Below are 13,502 nucleotides of genomic sequence, written 5' to 3' on the forward strand. Positions count from 1 at the left end.
ATGCTCAACTGCGCTATAAGCCGGGCTAATATCAGGATATGGATCTGACTCTGCTACGGGCGTTCGTCACCGTCGCACGCGAGGGCAACCTCACGCGTGCCGCGGTGCAGCTTCACCTGACCCAACCTGCCGTCAGCCTGCAAATCAAGCATTTGCAGGAGACGCTCGGCGTGACGCTGTTCACGCGGACCTCGCACGGGCTCTCGCTGACACGCGACGGCCAGGCCCTGCTGCCCTATGCCGAACGTGCGCTGGGCGCCGCGAGCGACGTGCAGCGCGCGGCGGCGTCGCTGCGCCACGAAGTGCGCGGCCGATTGCGGATCGGCACGATTCTCGACCCAGCCTTTCTGCGCCTCGGCGGCTTTCTCAAGCAACTGGTGGAAACCTGGCCGCACATCGAAACGGCCTTGCGCCACGGCATGTCGGGCTGGGTGCTGGAGCAGGTTCGCGCGGGTGAACTGGATGTGGGCTACTACATCGGCCTTCCATCCGATGACGATACCCGCGACGGCGCTGCCTTTCACGCCGTCACGCTCACGCATTTCCAGTACCGCGTGCTGGCCCCGGCGGGCTGGAAAGATCGTGTGAAAGGCGCGCGCGACTGGCGCTCGCTCGCCGCACTGCCGTGGATCTGGACGCCACCCGCGTCCGCGCACAATAGATTGTTGACGCGCTGCTTTGGTGAGGCCGGCGTAAAACCGGTTAAGGTAGCCGAGGTGGATCAGGAGCCGTCGATGCTCGATCTGGTCAAGTCAGGCGTCGGTCTAACGCTCGCGCGCGACGCCACCGCGATCGCCGAAGCCCATGCGCACGCGTTGACCATCGTCGAAGGCGTCACCGTGCCGACCCAGCTCAGCTTTATCACGCTGGCGGAACGCAAGGACGAACCGGTGATCGCTGCCGCATTGAAGCTGATCGAGCAGCAATGGGCGACTTGAGAGCGAGAATCAACGCGTGCCTGCGGGCAAAACGGGAGCGATATGAGCCACTCTCATGACAGCCGCGTAGCGGTTCGGCCCGGCCGATGGATACGTCGCTGACTGCCTCTTTAGTGTGGCATCCCTAGCGGTCCCTGCCGGTCGCCGCCATCGATCGCCGTGCGTGGGTGGTCAGCGCTAGCCGATCTCGCAAGTCACATTGGCAAGCCATCCTCGTCGGCCTCGTTATCTGAAACGACACCGTCACGCGCTTTTTGTTAGATTGGGGGTTCGCGCTCACGCGCCGGCCCCGCGTCGTTTTTTGTTCCGTCTGACTTTGTCCTTCCCGGCAGCTTCGCCCCGGCAACACCGGGCGCTGCCGACCACGCCATCCTTCGACAGGAGCCTGACATGGCACGCAATATTGAAATCAAAGCCCGCGCCCAGCATTTCGAGCAACTGCGCGAACGCGCCGCGAAGCTCGCACCAGACGCCCCACTGATCTTTCGCCAGCAGGACTTTTTCTACGACGTGCCGCGTGGCCGCCTGAAGCTGCGCCAGTTCGATGACGGCACACCGGCCGAACTGATCTTCTATCAGCGCGACGACCGCGACGGCCCAAAAGCGTCGTATTACACGCGCAGCCCGGTGACCAACCCTGAAGCCATGCACGCGCTGCTCGCCACGGCGCTGACCACACGTGGGATCGTCACGAAGGAACGTCACGTCTATCTGACGGGCCGTACGCGGATTCATCTGGATCGGGTCGATGGTCTCGGCGACTTCGTCGAGCTCGAAGTCGTACTGGCTCAGGACGACGACGAAGAGAGCGGCCACGCCGAAGCACACGCGATGTTCGCGACCCTCGGCGTGCCGGAATCGGATCTGGTAGCGGTGGCTTACGTGGATTTGCTGAGCCCGGACAGCGAGCCGAAGCAAGCTGCGTAAAACTTAAGCATCATGGGTCGCGGCGACATCAATCCGGGAACAGCGACCCTAAAAACCCTGAAAACCTGAAAGGCCAGGAAGGCGCCGCATCAAGCGGCGGCCGCCCCCGGCGACAGATGGCCGAGCGGCAACGGGCCATTGCGCTTGAACGTGGTCAACACAATATTGGAGCGCACGCTGTCGACGCCCGGTACACGCATCAACTTTTTCATCACGAACGTCGAGAGATAATTCAGATCGGGCGCGACGATGCGCAGCAGATAATCGGCGTCACCGACCACCGCGTGGCATTCCAGTACTTCCGATAGCACCTCGATCTGTTGCTGGAATTGCTCGATGATCGAATCGCCGTGATGCTTCAACTTCAGACTGGTAAAAGCGGTCACGCCAAGCCCGAGTTTTTCCGGCCGCAGCACGACGCGATAACCGTCCACCACACCGACCTGCTCTAAGCGCTGTAAACGCCGCCCAATCTGCGACGGTGACAGCGGCACCTGCTCAGCCAATTGCTGATGCGTAGCCCGGCCGAAGCGCTGAAGAACGTCCAGCAGCGCGAGATCGAAGTGATCGAGTTCTAACATGACCGATATCCGCATTAAACCTGTTATTGATGCGCGATTATTGCATATTGATACATCGTGACGCCATCATTGCGCCCTTTCCGCACGCCTGCCGCTCTACACTTGCATCACCGTTTCAACCGCAGTCACCGCAGAGCGCGCATCAACATGTCCACAGCCAACACCGCCAAACTCAAGGAGCAATTCGACGCCGGCCTCGAAACCCGCGCCGATTTCACGATCGACCAGCCGACCGAGCGATATGGCGCAATCGACCACGCTGTATGGCAACAACTTTATGCACGCCAGACCGCGTTGCTCAAGGGCCGCGTGTGCAATGAGTTTCTGGCAGGCGTCGACCGTATCGGCATGCCGCCCGATCGCGTGCCCGCCTTCGACGAAATCAACGCAAAGCTGACGCCCGCGACGGGCTGGCAAATCGTCGCCGTGCCCGGACTCGTGCCCGATCAGGTGTTCTTCGAGCATCTGGCGAATCGACGCTTTCCGGTGACATGGTGGATGCGCCGGCCGGACCAGCTCGATTATCTGCAGGAGCCGGACTGTTTTCACGATCTGTTCGGCCACGTGCCGTTGCTGATCAATCCCGTATTCGCAGACTATATGCACGCGTACGGCCGCGCCGCGCTCGCCGCCAATGATGCCGGCGCCCTGCCGCTGCTCGCGCGGCTCTATTGGTACACAGTCGAGTTCGGCCTGATCCGCGACGCGGCGAGTCCGAACGGCGTGAAGATCTACGGCGCGGGCATTGTGTCGAGCAAAGGCGAGACGCTCTACAGTCAGCAAAGCGCCGCGCCGAACCGGCTTGGCTTCGACCTCGAGCGCGTGATGCGCACGCGCTACCGCATCGATACGTTCCAGAAAACCTACTTCGTGATCGACGACTTCGCGCAATTGTTCGGCGTCGCGCAAACCGATTTCGCGCCGCTGCTGGCGAAGCTGGCTGCAGAACCGGCATTCGCGGCTGGCAACGTGCTCGAGCACGATCACGTCATCACGCGCGGCTCGCAGGAAGGCTGGCAAACCAACGGCGATATCTGAAGCCCAGCCTGAGCAGGGCGGCTGCAGGCTGACGGTATCCGTGAAAAAATAGCGAATGCGCGCGCCCACTGGCGCGCCTGTTCAGATTAACGAGGTAGCACCATGATTCATAAACTGACTTCCGAAGAACGCGCTGCGCAGATTGCGGAACTGAACGGCTGGCAAGCCGTAGCGGGACGCGACGCAATCCAGCGCCACTTCAAGTTCGCCGACTTCAACGAAGCATTTGGCTTCATGACACGCGTGGCGATCAGGGCGCAGGAGATGGACCACCACCCGGAATGGTTCAACGTGTACAGCAAGGTGGAAATCACACTGTCAACACACGAGGCCAATGGCTTGACTGAACGGGACATCAAATTGGCCCAATTTATCGACAGTATTACTGCTTAATACAGGCGATCAGATGCCTCGATGCACGCTGCATCGAACAATCCGGCGGTAATGAAAGGGCATTGCAGGCAATCCGGCGCTCAAACCTTCAGTTCTACAGGCTATTATTAAGGCGCACGTAAGAATCCCACGCTTGCCTGGCAATCCCGTCTAAACGATCCGGTGATAGGGTGAGCTGACGCTGTACAATCATCAACGCATACGGCTTGGAGAGCGCGCTTGCCTCCTTGCACAGAACGAGTTCGTCGCCGCTTGAAGGTGAGCGGGCGCGCCAGAAGTTGATCGCGGCTTCCAGTTCGTGAATCGTTATCTCGGACATGACTTCGTGATCGCTCGGTGGCCGCTTTATGGCTACTTCGTGGCTGCTCGATAGCTGCTCCGTGGCCGCTTCGTGCCAGTTCGGCACGGCCACGCCGCACGTTACCTGTGCAGCAGGCGCCCCGGCGAACCGCTTGCCCAAACGCCTAAAACCATTGTACTTGAGCGAAATCCATGCGACTCCTTCTGATCGAAGATGACCGCCCCATCGCACGCGGCATCCAAAGCAGTCTCGAACAAGCCGGCTTCACTGTCGACATGGTCCATGACGGCATTTTCGCCGAACAGGCCCTTACCCAAAACCGCCATGAGCTGGTGATCCTCGATCTGGGCCTGCCCGGTATCGACGGCATGACGCTGCTTGCGCGCTTCCGTCAGAGCAATCGTCATACGCCGGTGATCATCCTCACCGCGCGCGACGAGTTGAACGACCGCGTGCAAGGCCTGAATTCGGGCGCAGACGACTACATGCTGAAGCCGTTCGAACCCACCGAACTCGAAGCGCGCATCCGCGCCGTGATGCGCCGCAGCGGCCCGCACGGCGATATGCCGCGTCCGGAAGTGTCGCTGGGTGGTGTGCGTCTGTCAGGCGTCGATCGCCGCATTTTCAACGACGACAAGCCGCTCGAACTGTCGCCGCGCGAATTCGCGGTGCTCGAAATGCTGCTGTTGCGCCACGGCCGCGTGGTCAGCAAGGCCCAGCTGCAAGACCATCTGACGCACTTCGGCGGCGATCTCGGCGATACCGCGATCGAAGTCTATGTGCACCGGGTGCGCAAAAAGCTCGAAAACTGCCGTGTCGAAATCGTCACGGTGCGCGGCTTCGGTTACCTGTTGCAGGAAATCCGCCAGGCCGCATAATCGTCGCAAGGGCCGCAATCTGTATTGCGGCCTGACAGCGCCGGGCCGGCGCCGCGCACTCGGTGCGCAATTCGCCGGCATCCGGCGAATTTTCACGGCACTACGGTGCTTTATGCCGTTGCCTTTTTCCCGTGCGTTCGATCATGCCCCAGCCGGCCGCCAATAGTCTGCGCCGCACGCTGCTGCGGCGCCTCGCTGCTCCCCTTTCGCTGCTCGCACTCATGAGCGGCCTGATCGCTTACTGGCTGGCTTGGCAGTACACGCAGCACGTGGTCGACCGGTCGCTCGCCGATCTCGCCACCGCGATCTCCAAACAGATCCAGATTGCCGGGCCGAATGCGCGCCTCACGGTGCCACCGCTCGCGCAGGCCATGTTCTCCGATCCGGTCGAGCACCTCGTCTATCGAATCAGCAACGGGGAAACCGAAATCGCCGGCGACCACAACCTGCCGCTGCAAGGCACCAGCGTACGGCGTATGCACTATGCGTACGTCTTCGAAGCGCAACATGAAGGCGTGACGGTACGCGTGGCACAGGTGCGCGTCGATCAGCCGACCGGTAATCCGATCGTCGTCGAAGTGGGTCAGCCGGTACATCACCGTTTTCGCATCGCCGCCGAGTTTCTGGTCGCGATCATGATGCCGCTGCTGTTGCTGCTGCTCGCGGGCTGGGTAATCGTGTGGCGCGTGGTCAACCAGCAGCTCAATCCGCTGACCGATCTCGCGGACTCGCTGAACCGGCAAACCCACACGTCGCTCGAACCAGTGGATGAAACCTATGTACCGGTTGAAATCCGGCCGCTCACGGGCGCGCTGAACGCGCTGCTCGGCCGCCTGAAAACCGCGCTCGACGGCCAGCGCAAATTTATCGCTGACGCTGCACATCAGTTGCGTACCCCGCTCACCGCCGTCAAGCTGCATGCGGAACAGGCAGCGGTCGCGCGTGACCCGCAGCAGACCCTTGCCGCGGTCCGTGAGCTCCGCGCAGCGGCCGATCGCGCCGTGCGGCTGTCCAACCAGTTGCTTTCGCTTGCGCGCGCGGAGCCGGGCGAACAGGCGGCACGTTTCGTCAACGTGGATATGTCCGCACTCGCTTTCGATACAGGTGCGGAATGGGTGCCGCGCGCGTTGACTTTCCACGTCGATCTGGGCTTCCAGCGCCTCGACGACCCCGCCAATGATCACCCGCTGATAGCACGCGGCAATCCGGTGTTGCTGCACGAAGTGATCGCCAATCTGCTGGATAACGCGCTCAAATACGTGCCGCCGTCGCGCTTCGATGGCGGTCGTATCACCGTGACGGTGTCGCAAACCGTGATCGACGATCTGCGCATGGCCGAGATCATCGTCGAAGACAATGGGCCGGGCGTGCCGTCGACGCAGCAAGCCGATCTGTTCAAACGGTTCTTCCGCGGGGACGGTCAGAGCGACGCCGGTGTGGATAGCGGGGCCGGTCTCGGTCTCGCTATCGTTCACGACATCATGGTGCTGCATCACGGCAGCGTGCATTATGAAGATGCGCCGGAAGGCGGTGCCCGCTTCATCGTGCGTATTCCGCTTGTGCCGAGCAGCGTTCAGTACGACGTCGATCCCGAGGTGCTGCGCCCGGCAAAAAAATCGGCGCACTCGGCGCCGATCGATATGTGACTCAGCGGTGGGCCAATGCACTGCCACGGGCTGCCTTGAGTTCGTTTACGTTCAACTCAGCCAGCCTGCTTCATTTCTTCTTCGCCTTTTTCGCTTTCCTTACCGTCTTGTCGGACCTGGAAGCGCCCTTCTCTTTCTCCGGCGGAGCCAGCATCGTGCCGCGGCACTTGCGCGCGCCGCAACGGCATTCGTATTCCTTCTTGAGCTTCTTGGTCTGGCGCTCGTCGATGACGAGGCCATAGTCGTAAAAGACTTCCTCACCCTCGGCGATATCGCGCAGCGCGTGCACGTACACATGGCCGTCGATCTCTTCGGCTTCGCAGTTCGGCGCGCATGAATGATTGATCCAGCGCGCGCTGTTGCCGTCCACTTTGCCGTCGATCACCTTGCCGCTGTCGAGCGCGAAATAGAACGTGTGATTCGGTTCGTCCGGATTATGCGGATGACGACGTAACGCTTCTTTCCAGGAGATCCGCTCACCCTTGTATTCGATCAGCCGCTCGCCGGCCGCAATCGGCTCGATGGCAAACACGCCTTTGCCGTGCACACCCGAACGGCGCACGGCGATCCTGCGTGAACTCATTGAATGAATCCTTGTGAAGAACTGGGGGTGAAGATCCGTCAGCCGCCAGAAATGCCCGCACGTAACGCGCTGCTTTTTCTGACGCGGATAGCAAACGCGGCGCCTTGCGAGCGCCGCGTCGACTTGCGACGCTCATGCGCCACATCCGGCATCCTACACGCTCAAGACAGCTTCGTTCAACCGTCAAAAAGACGTGCGTGCATAGGGCCCACTGGCAAGTTCACCGTTGTCCGAACGAAATCTCGCCGAACAGGGCCTTTTGTTCACGCGGTTGTGAACGCCAGTACTGCGGCGGCGCTTCGACCGTCGCGCCGAGTTGCGCCGCTGCATGCCACGGCCAACGCGGGTTGTACAGCAGCGCGCGGGCCAGCGCGATCAGATCGGCATCTCCCGCTTCGATGAGTTGTTCGGCATGCAGCGGATCGGTAATCAGGCCCACACCGATGGTAACCAAGCCGGTTGCCTGTTTGACGGCCCTCGCGAACGGGATCTGGTAGCCCGGCTCAAGCGGAATCCTCTGCAACGGCGAGACACCGCCGGACGACACGTCGATCCAGTCGCAGCCGCGCTTTTTCAACTCCTGTGCGAACGTGATCGTGTCCTCGAGCGTCCAGCCTCCTTCGACCCAGTCGGTCGCCGAAACGCGCACGCCAACCGGTTTGTCGGCGGGAAACGCCGCGCGCACGATGTCGAAGATTTCGAGCGGAAAGCGCATGCGGTTTTCGAGCGAACCGCCGTAGTCGTCGCTGCGTTGATTGGCAATCGGCGACAGGAACTGGTGCAGCAGATAACCGTGCGCGGCGTGCACTTCCAATGCATCGATACCGAGGCGCGCGGCGCGACGCGCGGAAGCCGCGAACGCTTCGCGAATCCGGTTCAGTGCGGGTGTATCGAGAGCCAAAGGCGGCTCTTCGCCCGCTTTATGCGGCAACGCCGACGGCGCATGCGGCAGCCAGCCGCCTTGCGAAACTGGAATTAGTTGACCGCCTTCCCAAGGTGCCTGACTCGACGCCTTGCGCCCTGCATGTGACAACTGCATCGCCACACGAATGTGCGAATGCTTGCGAATCGCGGCCAAGACAGGCTCGAGTGCGGCTTCGGTGGCGTCGTCCCACAGTCCGAGATCGCCCGGCGTGATGCGGCCATCCGGTTCGACAGAGGTCGCCTCGATGCACAACATGCCGGCGCCGGATAACGCGAGACTGCCGAGATGGATCATGTGCCACGCCGTAGCCTCGCCACGTTCCGCGGAATACTGGCACATCGGGGACACGACGATACGGTTGGGAAGCGTCACGCTACGCAGCGTGAGCGGGGAAAAAAGCGCGCTCATGGATTACGCCCAGTAAAAACCCGAGAGCGAACGAGCATAGCACCGCGGGTGATTGTCTGCAGGCGCGCTCAGATCAAGGTTTCGGCTCGATCTGATCGAGCCACTCGCCGAACATCCGGCGCGCGGCGGCTTCCAGTACCGGACCGAACTGCGCGGTCTCGGCCCGCAACCGGCGCGCATCGATACCGTGGCCGGCAATCTCACCGGCGTTGCCAATCAGCCAGGGTTCGAAACGGTCAGCGCGAATCTCCGGATGACATTGCAGACCCAGCACATGATCGCCCCAGGCGAACGCCTGGTTTTCGCACGCAGGGGTCGAGGCGAGACGTGTGGCATTGTCGGGCAGATCAAAGGTGTCGCCATGCCAATGCAGCATCGACGTGTGCGCGCCGTCCAGATGGCGCACTGGCGAAGCACGGCCCGCATCGGTGAGCGTAAGTGGTGTCCAGCCGAGTTCGGTATGGCCTGAAGGATAGACCCGAGCACCGAGCGCACGCGCGATCAATTGCGCGCCGAGACAGATGCCGAGCGTCGGCAAACCAGCGGCGATACGCTTTTCGATCATAGACAGCAACGGAATGAGCGTCGGGTAAAGCGCGTCGTCGGTTGCACTGATCGGGCCGCCGAGTACGACCATGAGCGATGCGGCAACCGGGTCCGGCGCTTCGATCCGGGCAAAGCCGACATCGAGATAACGCACCGGGCGACCACGTTCGCCTAGCTCCAGTTCAAGACTGCCCAGATCCTCGAAGTGCACATGGCGAATGGCCAGAACTTCGTGATTCATCAGCCTGTCCCACCTTCAGGTTGACTAAAGACTTGCCGCTACGCGGCGCGAACCGGCCAGCAGACGGCAATCGCCGCCCGCCGGAACACGGCATGGCAGTGTAGCGGATTGTCCTTGGAGAAGCCGCCTTATTGGGCGAAGATCTTCCAGGTCTTCTTTTGGGTGGCGACATCAGCCGCTTCGTACACCGAGCAATCGAGACGCAAATCCGTGTCCGACATCTTCATGTCGAGCAGCCCGCAGTGATGCGGCGTCTTCTTCGGATTCTTGCTCGGCTCGAAGTGCGTACAGCTCAGGCACATGCGGTGCGGCGGAATCGTGCCTTGCGCTTCCAGCTGGTGGATGGTCTTGAGCAACGTGCGATAGAACAGCGCCTGCTCTTCGTCGCGCAGCGTGCCAACCGCTTTAGCCAGGAAGTCCGGCCATTGCGCAGCGCGCTTCGCGGCGGTTCGGCCACGCGCCGTCAGACGGACGGCGAGGGCACGGCCGTCGTCAAGGGCACGGCGTTTTTCGACCAGACCCTTGGTCTCGAGCGTGCTCACGGCATCGCTGGTGGTCGCGGCGGTCAGAGCCGTTTCACGGGCAATTTCGCCGAGCCGCATCGGGCCTTTGCGCTGCATCAGCAAGACGAGAATTTCGCCCTGGGTCGGCGTCAGGCCTGCGCCCTCCGCCCATTCCCAAGCCTGGCTCCGCATGGCCGTGCTCAATCGCAATAGGCTGTGGGTCACTCGCCCGGATGCCTGTTCTCCGTATACGCCTTCGCTCATAATCTTCGTTTGGTTTATTAAAGCTTGCGTGCGATGCCGGCAAACGCTGCCGAACACGCCCGTAGCCTGTGTGGGGTAGCCTCGCCCAAAAGCAGACGAGACGGAATCTACTATCTCAAAAATTTACCGCCTTGCAAGCCAAAGCGGCTAAAACGACATTCTATGCGAGAGCGGCGAATCGTACAGCTAAGTTATCCAACGCAACCTGTGGATAACCATGGGAAAACATAGGGGATGGCATGTGTGTCGATTCTTGATAAGCAATCCGACCGCCCCCGTCTTACAGAAGTTGTCCTCGTTTCCCGGTACCAATGCACCTCTGACCAGTCTAGTTATAGTTTACGTAGAACTTTGACTTTGCAGGGAATTATTCAGTTGTCCACAGGCAGATGCAATGCTTGTTAACTACTACTACGTTTGTATACGTAAACTTTAGAAAAACCTAAAGCCTCCCGAGCTGGAAATTATTTACGAAAAAAAACCCGCACGAAGCGGGTCTTCCTTACGGTTTGACGTAAGCAATCCTGTACCTGGCTAGGCTCGCCACTGCAGACACTGCTGCCTTACGGCTTCGTGCAAGGACTTTTCCCGCTCGAAGACGCCACGCAACCACGTCGCATCATTGACCTGACCGCGCGCAATCGCACCGATTTCGGCGAGCGCGTTGCCCGAACCCAATGCTTCGGCGTGCGGCGCAATCAGATCCAGCGTTTCGAGGATATCTTCGGAAATCGTCTTGCGTTCGCTCGTTTGCGGATTGATACAGTTGCCGGCCAGACCGAACCGGCATGCCTCGAAACGGTTGAACGTGTAGACGAGGTAATCGTCTTCTTTCGGCGTGATCGGCTTATCGAGCAAAAGATGCCGTGCAAGCGTCTGGATGTAGCAGGCAATCGCCGCGGCGCGATCCACCGACATCGGCGTATCCATCACGCGTACTTCGATCGTGCCGAAACCCGGCTTCGGCCGGATGTCCCAGTAAAAATCCTTCATGCTGTTGACCACGCCTGTGTGAACCATTTTCGAGAAATATTCTTCGAAGCTGTCCCACGTCAACACAAAAGGCGCGCGGCCCGACAGCGGAAACGCGAACACGGAATTCAGTCGTGCCGAATGAAAACCGGTATCGACACCCTGCACGAATGGCGATGAAGCGGACAAGGCGATGAAATGCGGAATGAAGCGCGACATCGAATGCAGCAGATACAGCGCACTGTTCGGATCCGGACAGCCGATGTGCACGTGCTGGCCGAACACCGTGAATTGCTTGGCAAGGTAGCCGTACAACTCGGAAAGATATTGAAAGCGTGGCGTATCGACGATCTGCCGTTCACTCCATTGCTGGAACGCGTGCGTGCCGCCACCGCACAAGCCGACATTCAGGTGGTCGGCAGCGGAAACCAGCGTGTCGCGGATCTTGCGCAAATCGGTGACAGCCTGTTCATGCGTCGTGCAGATACCGGTCGACAACTCGATCATGCTTTCGGTGATTTCCGGCGTAATGTTGCCGGGGATTTTTTCATCCTTGATGAGACGCATCAGATCCGAGCCGGCTTTGGTCAGATCATAGTCGTGCGTATTGACGATCTGCATTTCGAGTTCGACACCGAAAGTGAACGGTTTCGAATCGATGAAGGGTTCGAGTGACATGGCGTCCCCTGAGTCAGGACGGCCGGGTATTTGTCACATGCCCGGCCGTTTTTGAAGCGAATAAATTGGATAAAGCGCGTACAGCTTCGAGAAGCGGCGTGTGCTTTACTCTTCGCGCCGCTCACCCACCAGCGCAAGGCTGCGATACACGAGCCACGGCCCGAGAATCTGCAGCACGAAAATCGAGCACATCACGATAGCCCGCAGTTGCGGGTCGAAATTCGGATAGAGGTTGTACGTATCGTCGACGAGCAGATACGCAAGCGCCGACATGGGCGATAACGACAAACCCAACGCCATCCCCTGCTTCCAGTTCAAGCCGCTTGGTTTGGCGAAGGCCATTACGCCCACCAGTTTCGCAACCAGACGCGCAACAATCAGGCCCAGCGCCGCAACACCGCCGAGCGCGATGTCTTTCCATTCGAACGAAGTAAGCGTCAGCACGAACAGAATCACGGTCAACAACCAGCCGGCCGTGCCGAAATGTTCCGGCCACAACTGCGGACGCGCTTCAAGATTCTTCACGATGATGCCCGCGGCCAGCAACGCGAGAATGGTGGAAAGCTTGAACAGATGCGCCACCGCAATCGCCAGCAGCACGAGGCCGAATAGCGCGACGAAAGAATGCTCGTCCTGCATGTTCAGACGGCGATAAAAAAACGTGCACGTGCGCGCCAGCAGATAAGCCAGCACGAGCGAGCCGACCAGCAGATACAGCGGCTGCAGAATCGTGGCATACACGTTGCCGTAGACCTCCTGGTGCAACCAGCTCGATACCAGCTTTTCGATCACCACCGCATACATGCTGTTCAACGCGGTAAGGGTCAACAAACGTTGGGTGACCTGACCTTCCGCGCGCAACTCGGTTTTGAGCTGGATCACCATCGCCGGCGAAGTCGCCATGGCAATCGCGGCAAGCACCGTTGCCACCATCAGCGGCACTTTCAGGAACAACAAAACCGGCAAAACCAGCGCGAACGTCAGCGTGGCTTCGGCAACGCTCGACAGAATCAGCCAGGGATTGCGGCGAATCCAGCGCAAATCGAGTCGGCTGCCAAGCTCGAATAACAACAAACCGAGCGCCACATCGAGCAACGGCCGTGCGGCGCTTGCAGAATCCGCGTCAATCACGCCGAAACCGGCGGCGCCTGCTATCAGGCCGATGACCGCATACCCGGAGATGCGCGGCAAACGCCATGCGCGATAGCAAAGTTCACCGCACAGACCCGCGGCGAGCAATGCAAGACCAGCCCAAAAAATGGCGTCGGGTGTGAGGGGCCAGGCTGGAAAAAATGAAAACGCCGATTTCATCGTGATGGGTTCTCCTTTGCAGCAACGGCAGACGACACGAACCGGCGCAAATACCGGCGAGCGGGTGGGCGCATGAGGCGCTCACTGTCGCGATCGTTTCGCGTGACCAGCGTTGCGAGTTTTCAACGATCGGATGATCTGAATGCGCCGCAGCCGCAGGGAGCGCGGCGCATTCCGGGGTGCGGCCGCAGCATCCGGCCCGGCACGGTGAAAGAACGCCGTCGACTTTGAATCAGATTCTGATTGAGCGGCACCGTTCCGTTGCAGCGTGTGCCGCCAGAGGCGAGGCACGACGCGGAAAAGAACGGCGATTGTGCCATAGCTTTTTCAGACTTGACCGAAAAGACAGGAACATGCAGGCAAAACGGT

At 60.3% G+C, this 13,502-nt stretch carries 14 protein-coding genes; 6 read left to right on the forward strand and 8 right to left on the reverse strand.

Going from position 1 to position 13,502, the window contains the following annotated elements; genetic code table 11:
- Positions 1–38 precede the first annotated feature (38 nt).
- On the forward strand, positions 39–938 hold the full coding sequence (locus PQR40_RS10780) for a LysR family transcriptional regulator (protein ID WP_408508963.1): 900 nt from the start codon (positions 39–41) through the stop codon (positions 936–938).
- Positions 939–1,328: 390 nt separating this feature from the next.
- A complete protein-coding gene (locus PQR40_RS10785; RefSeq protein WP_120302736.1) occupies positions 1,329–1,865 on the forward strand; it encodes a class IV adenylate cyclase in 537 nt (178 codons plus the stop codon).
- Between the two features lie 89 nt (positions 1,866–1,954).
- On the opposite strand, the gene PQR40_RS10790 is transcribed toward PQR40_RS10785, so the two are convergent.
- Positions 1,955–2,446 (reverse strand): Lrp/AsnC family transcriptional regulator, encoded by a 492-nt coding sequence (locus PQR40_RS10790; protein ID WP_408239220.1) that lies wholly within the window; start codon positions 2,444–2,446, stop codon positions 1,955–1,957.
- 147 nt (positions 2,447–2,593) lie between these two features.
- On the opposite strand from PQR40_RS10790, the gene phhA reads away from it, so the two are divergent.
- Together phhA and PQR40_RS10800 are read left to right on the forward strand one after the other, a co-directional pair.
- Positions 2,594–3,484 (forward strand): phenylalanine 4-monooxygenase, encoded by an 891-nt coding sequence (phhA, locus tag PQR40_RS10795; protein ID WP_408508964.1) that lies wholly within the window; start codon positions 2,594–2,596, stop codon positions 3,482–3,484.
- A gap of 102 nt (positions 3,485–3,586) precedes the next feature.
- Positions 3,587–3,877: a 4a-hydroxytetrahydrobiopterin dehydratase gene (locus PQR40_RS10800; RefSeq protein ID WP_408508965.1), complete on the forward strand. Its 291-nt coding sequence runs from the start codon at positions 3,587–3,589 to the stop codon at positions 3,875–3,877.
- Between the two features lie 94 nt (positions 3,878–3,971).
- Here the strand turns inward: PQR40_RS10800 and PQR40_RS10805 are convergent, their stop codons facing one another.
- The gene (locus PQR40_RS10805) at positions 3,972–4,196 is read right to left on the reverse strand and encodes a DUF3717 domain-containing protein (protein WP_408334965.1); all 225 of its coding nucleotides are present in this window, start codon (positions 4,194–4,196) and stop codon (positions 3,972–3,974) included.
- A 173-nt stretch (positions 4,197–4,369) separates the two neighbouring features.
- On the opposite strand from PQR40_RS10805, the gene PQR40_RS10810 reads away from it, so the two are divergent.
- Together PQR40_RS10810 and PQR40_RS10815 are read left to right on the forward strand one after the other, a co-directional pair.
- Positions 4,370–5,056, forward strand: a complete 687-nt coding sequence (locus tag PQR40_RS10810) for a response regulator transcription factor (RefSeq protein WP_028197606.1) — start codon at positions 4,370–4,372, stop codon at positions 5,054–5,056.
- A gap of 143 nt (positions 5,057–5,199) precedes the next feature.
- A complete protein-coding gene (locus PQR40_RS10815; protein WP_408239211.1) occupies positions 5,200–6,702 on the forward strand; it encodes a sensor histidine kinase in 1,503 nt (500 codons plus the stop codon).
- A gap of 70 nt (positions 6,703–6,772) precedes the next feature.
- On the opposite strand, the gene PQR40_RS10820 is transcribed toward PQR40_RS10815, so the two are convergent.
- The 6 genes from PQR40_RS10820 to PQR40_RS10845 form a co-directional block, all read right to left on the reverse strand.
- On the reverse strand, positions 6,773–7,285 hold the full coding sequence (locus PQR40_RS10820; RefSeq protein ID WP_408239208.1) for an SET domain-containing protein: 513 nt from the start codon (positions 7,283–7,285) through the stop codon (positions 6,773–6,775).
- Between the two features lie 220 nt (positions 7,286–7,505).
- Complete coding sequence (locus PQR40_RS10825) at positions 7,506–8,618, reverse strand: NADH:flavin oxidoreductase/NADH oxidase (protein ID WP_408334905.1); 1,113 nt, start codon at positions 8,616–8,618, stop codon at positions 7,506–7,508.
- Positions 8,619–8,691: 73 nt separating this feature from the next.
- Positions 8,692–9,405, reverse strand: a complete 714-nt coding sequence (locus PQR40_RS10830; protein ID WP_408508966.1) for a glutamine amidotransferase — start codon at positions 9,403–9,405, stop codon at positions 8,692–8,694.
- A gap of 128 nt (positions 9,406–9,533) precedes the next feature.
- Positions 9,534–10,172, reverse strand: a complete 639-nt coding sequence (locus PQR40_RS10835; RefSeq protein ID WP_408239199.1) for a MarR family winged helix-turn-helix transcriptional regulator — start codon at positions 10,170–10,172, stop codon at positions 9,534–9,536.
- Positions 10,173–10,706: 534 nt separating this feature from the next.
- Positions 10,707–11,822 carry a YbdK family carboxylate-amine ligase gene (locus PQR40_RS10840; RefSeq protein WP_325044051.1) on the reverse strand — a complete coding sequence of 372 codons (1,116 nt, stop codon included), beginning with the start codon at positions 11,820–11,822 and terminating at the stop codon, positions 10,707–10,709.
- A gap of 105 nt (positions 11,823–11,927) precedes the next feature.
- Positions 11,928–13,133: a cation:proton antiporter gene (locus PQR40_RS10845; protein WP_408239196.1), complete on the reverse strand. Its 1,206-nt coding sequence runs from the start codon at positions 13,131–13,133 to the stop codon at positions 11,928–11,930.
- Positions 13,134–13,502 lie beyond the last annotated feature (369 nt).

This window comes from Paraburkholderia sediminicola, assembly GCF_046026855.1.
GTDB lineage: Bacteria > Pseudomonadota > Gammaproteobacteria > Burkholderiales > Burkholderiaceae > Paraburkholderia > Paraburkholderia sediminicola_A.

Bases quoted from the DNA above. Each gene is read 5' to 3' on its own strand.
- PQR40_RS10780 (WP_408508963.1), top strand. From the start codon at position 39: ATGGATCTGACTCTGCTACGGGCGTTCGTCACCGTCGCACGCGAGGGC.
- PQR40_RS10785 (WP_120302736.1), top strand. From the start codon at position 1,329: ATGGCACGCAATATTGAAATCAAAGCCCGCGCCCAGCATTTCGAGCAA.
- PQR40_RS10790 (WP_408239220.1), bottom strand. From the start codon at position 2,446: ATGTTAGAACTCGATCACTTCGATCTCGCGCTGCTGGACGTTCTTCAG.
- phhA (WP_408508964.1), top strand. From the start codon at position 2,594: ATGTCCACAGCCAACACCGCCAAACTCAAGGAGCAATTCGACGCCGGC.
- PQR40_RS10800 (WP_408508965.1), top strand. From the start codon at position 3,587: ATGATTCATAAACTGACTTCCGAAGAACGCGCTGCGCAGATTGCGGAA.
- PQR40_RS10805 (WP_408334965.1), bottom strand. From the start codon at position 4,196: ATGTCCGAGATAACGATTCACGAACTGGAAGCCGCGATCAACTTCTGG.
- PQR40_RS10810 (WP_028197606.1), top strand. From the start codon at position 4,370: ATGCGACTCCTTCTGATCGAAGATGACCGCCCCATCGCACGCGGCATC.
- PQR40_RS10815 (WP_408239211.1), top strand. From the start codon at position 5,200: ATGCCCCAGCCGGCCGCCAATAGTCTGCGCCGCACGCTGCTGCGGCGC.
- PQR40_RS10820 (WP_408239208.1), bottom strand. From the start codon at position 7,285: ATGAGTTCACGCAGGATCGCCGTGCGCCGTTCGGGTGTGCACGGCAAA.
- PQR40_RS10825 (WP_408334905.1), bottom strand. From the start codon at position 8,618: ATGAGCGCGCTTTTTTCCCCGCTCACGCTGCGTAGCGTGACGCTTCCC.
- PQR40_RS10830 (WP_408508966.1), bottom strand. From the start codon at position 9,405: ATGAATCACGAAGTTCTGGCCATTCGCCATGTGCACTTCGAGGATCTG.
- PQR40_RS10835 (WP_408239199.1), bottom strand. From the start codon at position 10,172: ATGAGCGAAGGCGTATACGGAGAACAGGCATCCGGGCGAGTGACCCAC.
- PQR40_RS10840 (WP_325044051.1), bottom strand. From the start codon at position 11,822: ATGTCACTCGAACCCTTCATCGATTCGAAACCGTTCACTTTCGGTGTC.
- PQR40_RS10845 (WP_408239196.1), bottom strand. From the start codon at position 13,133: ATGAAATCGGCGTTTTCATTTTTTCCAGCCTGGCCCCTCACACCCGAC.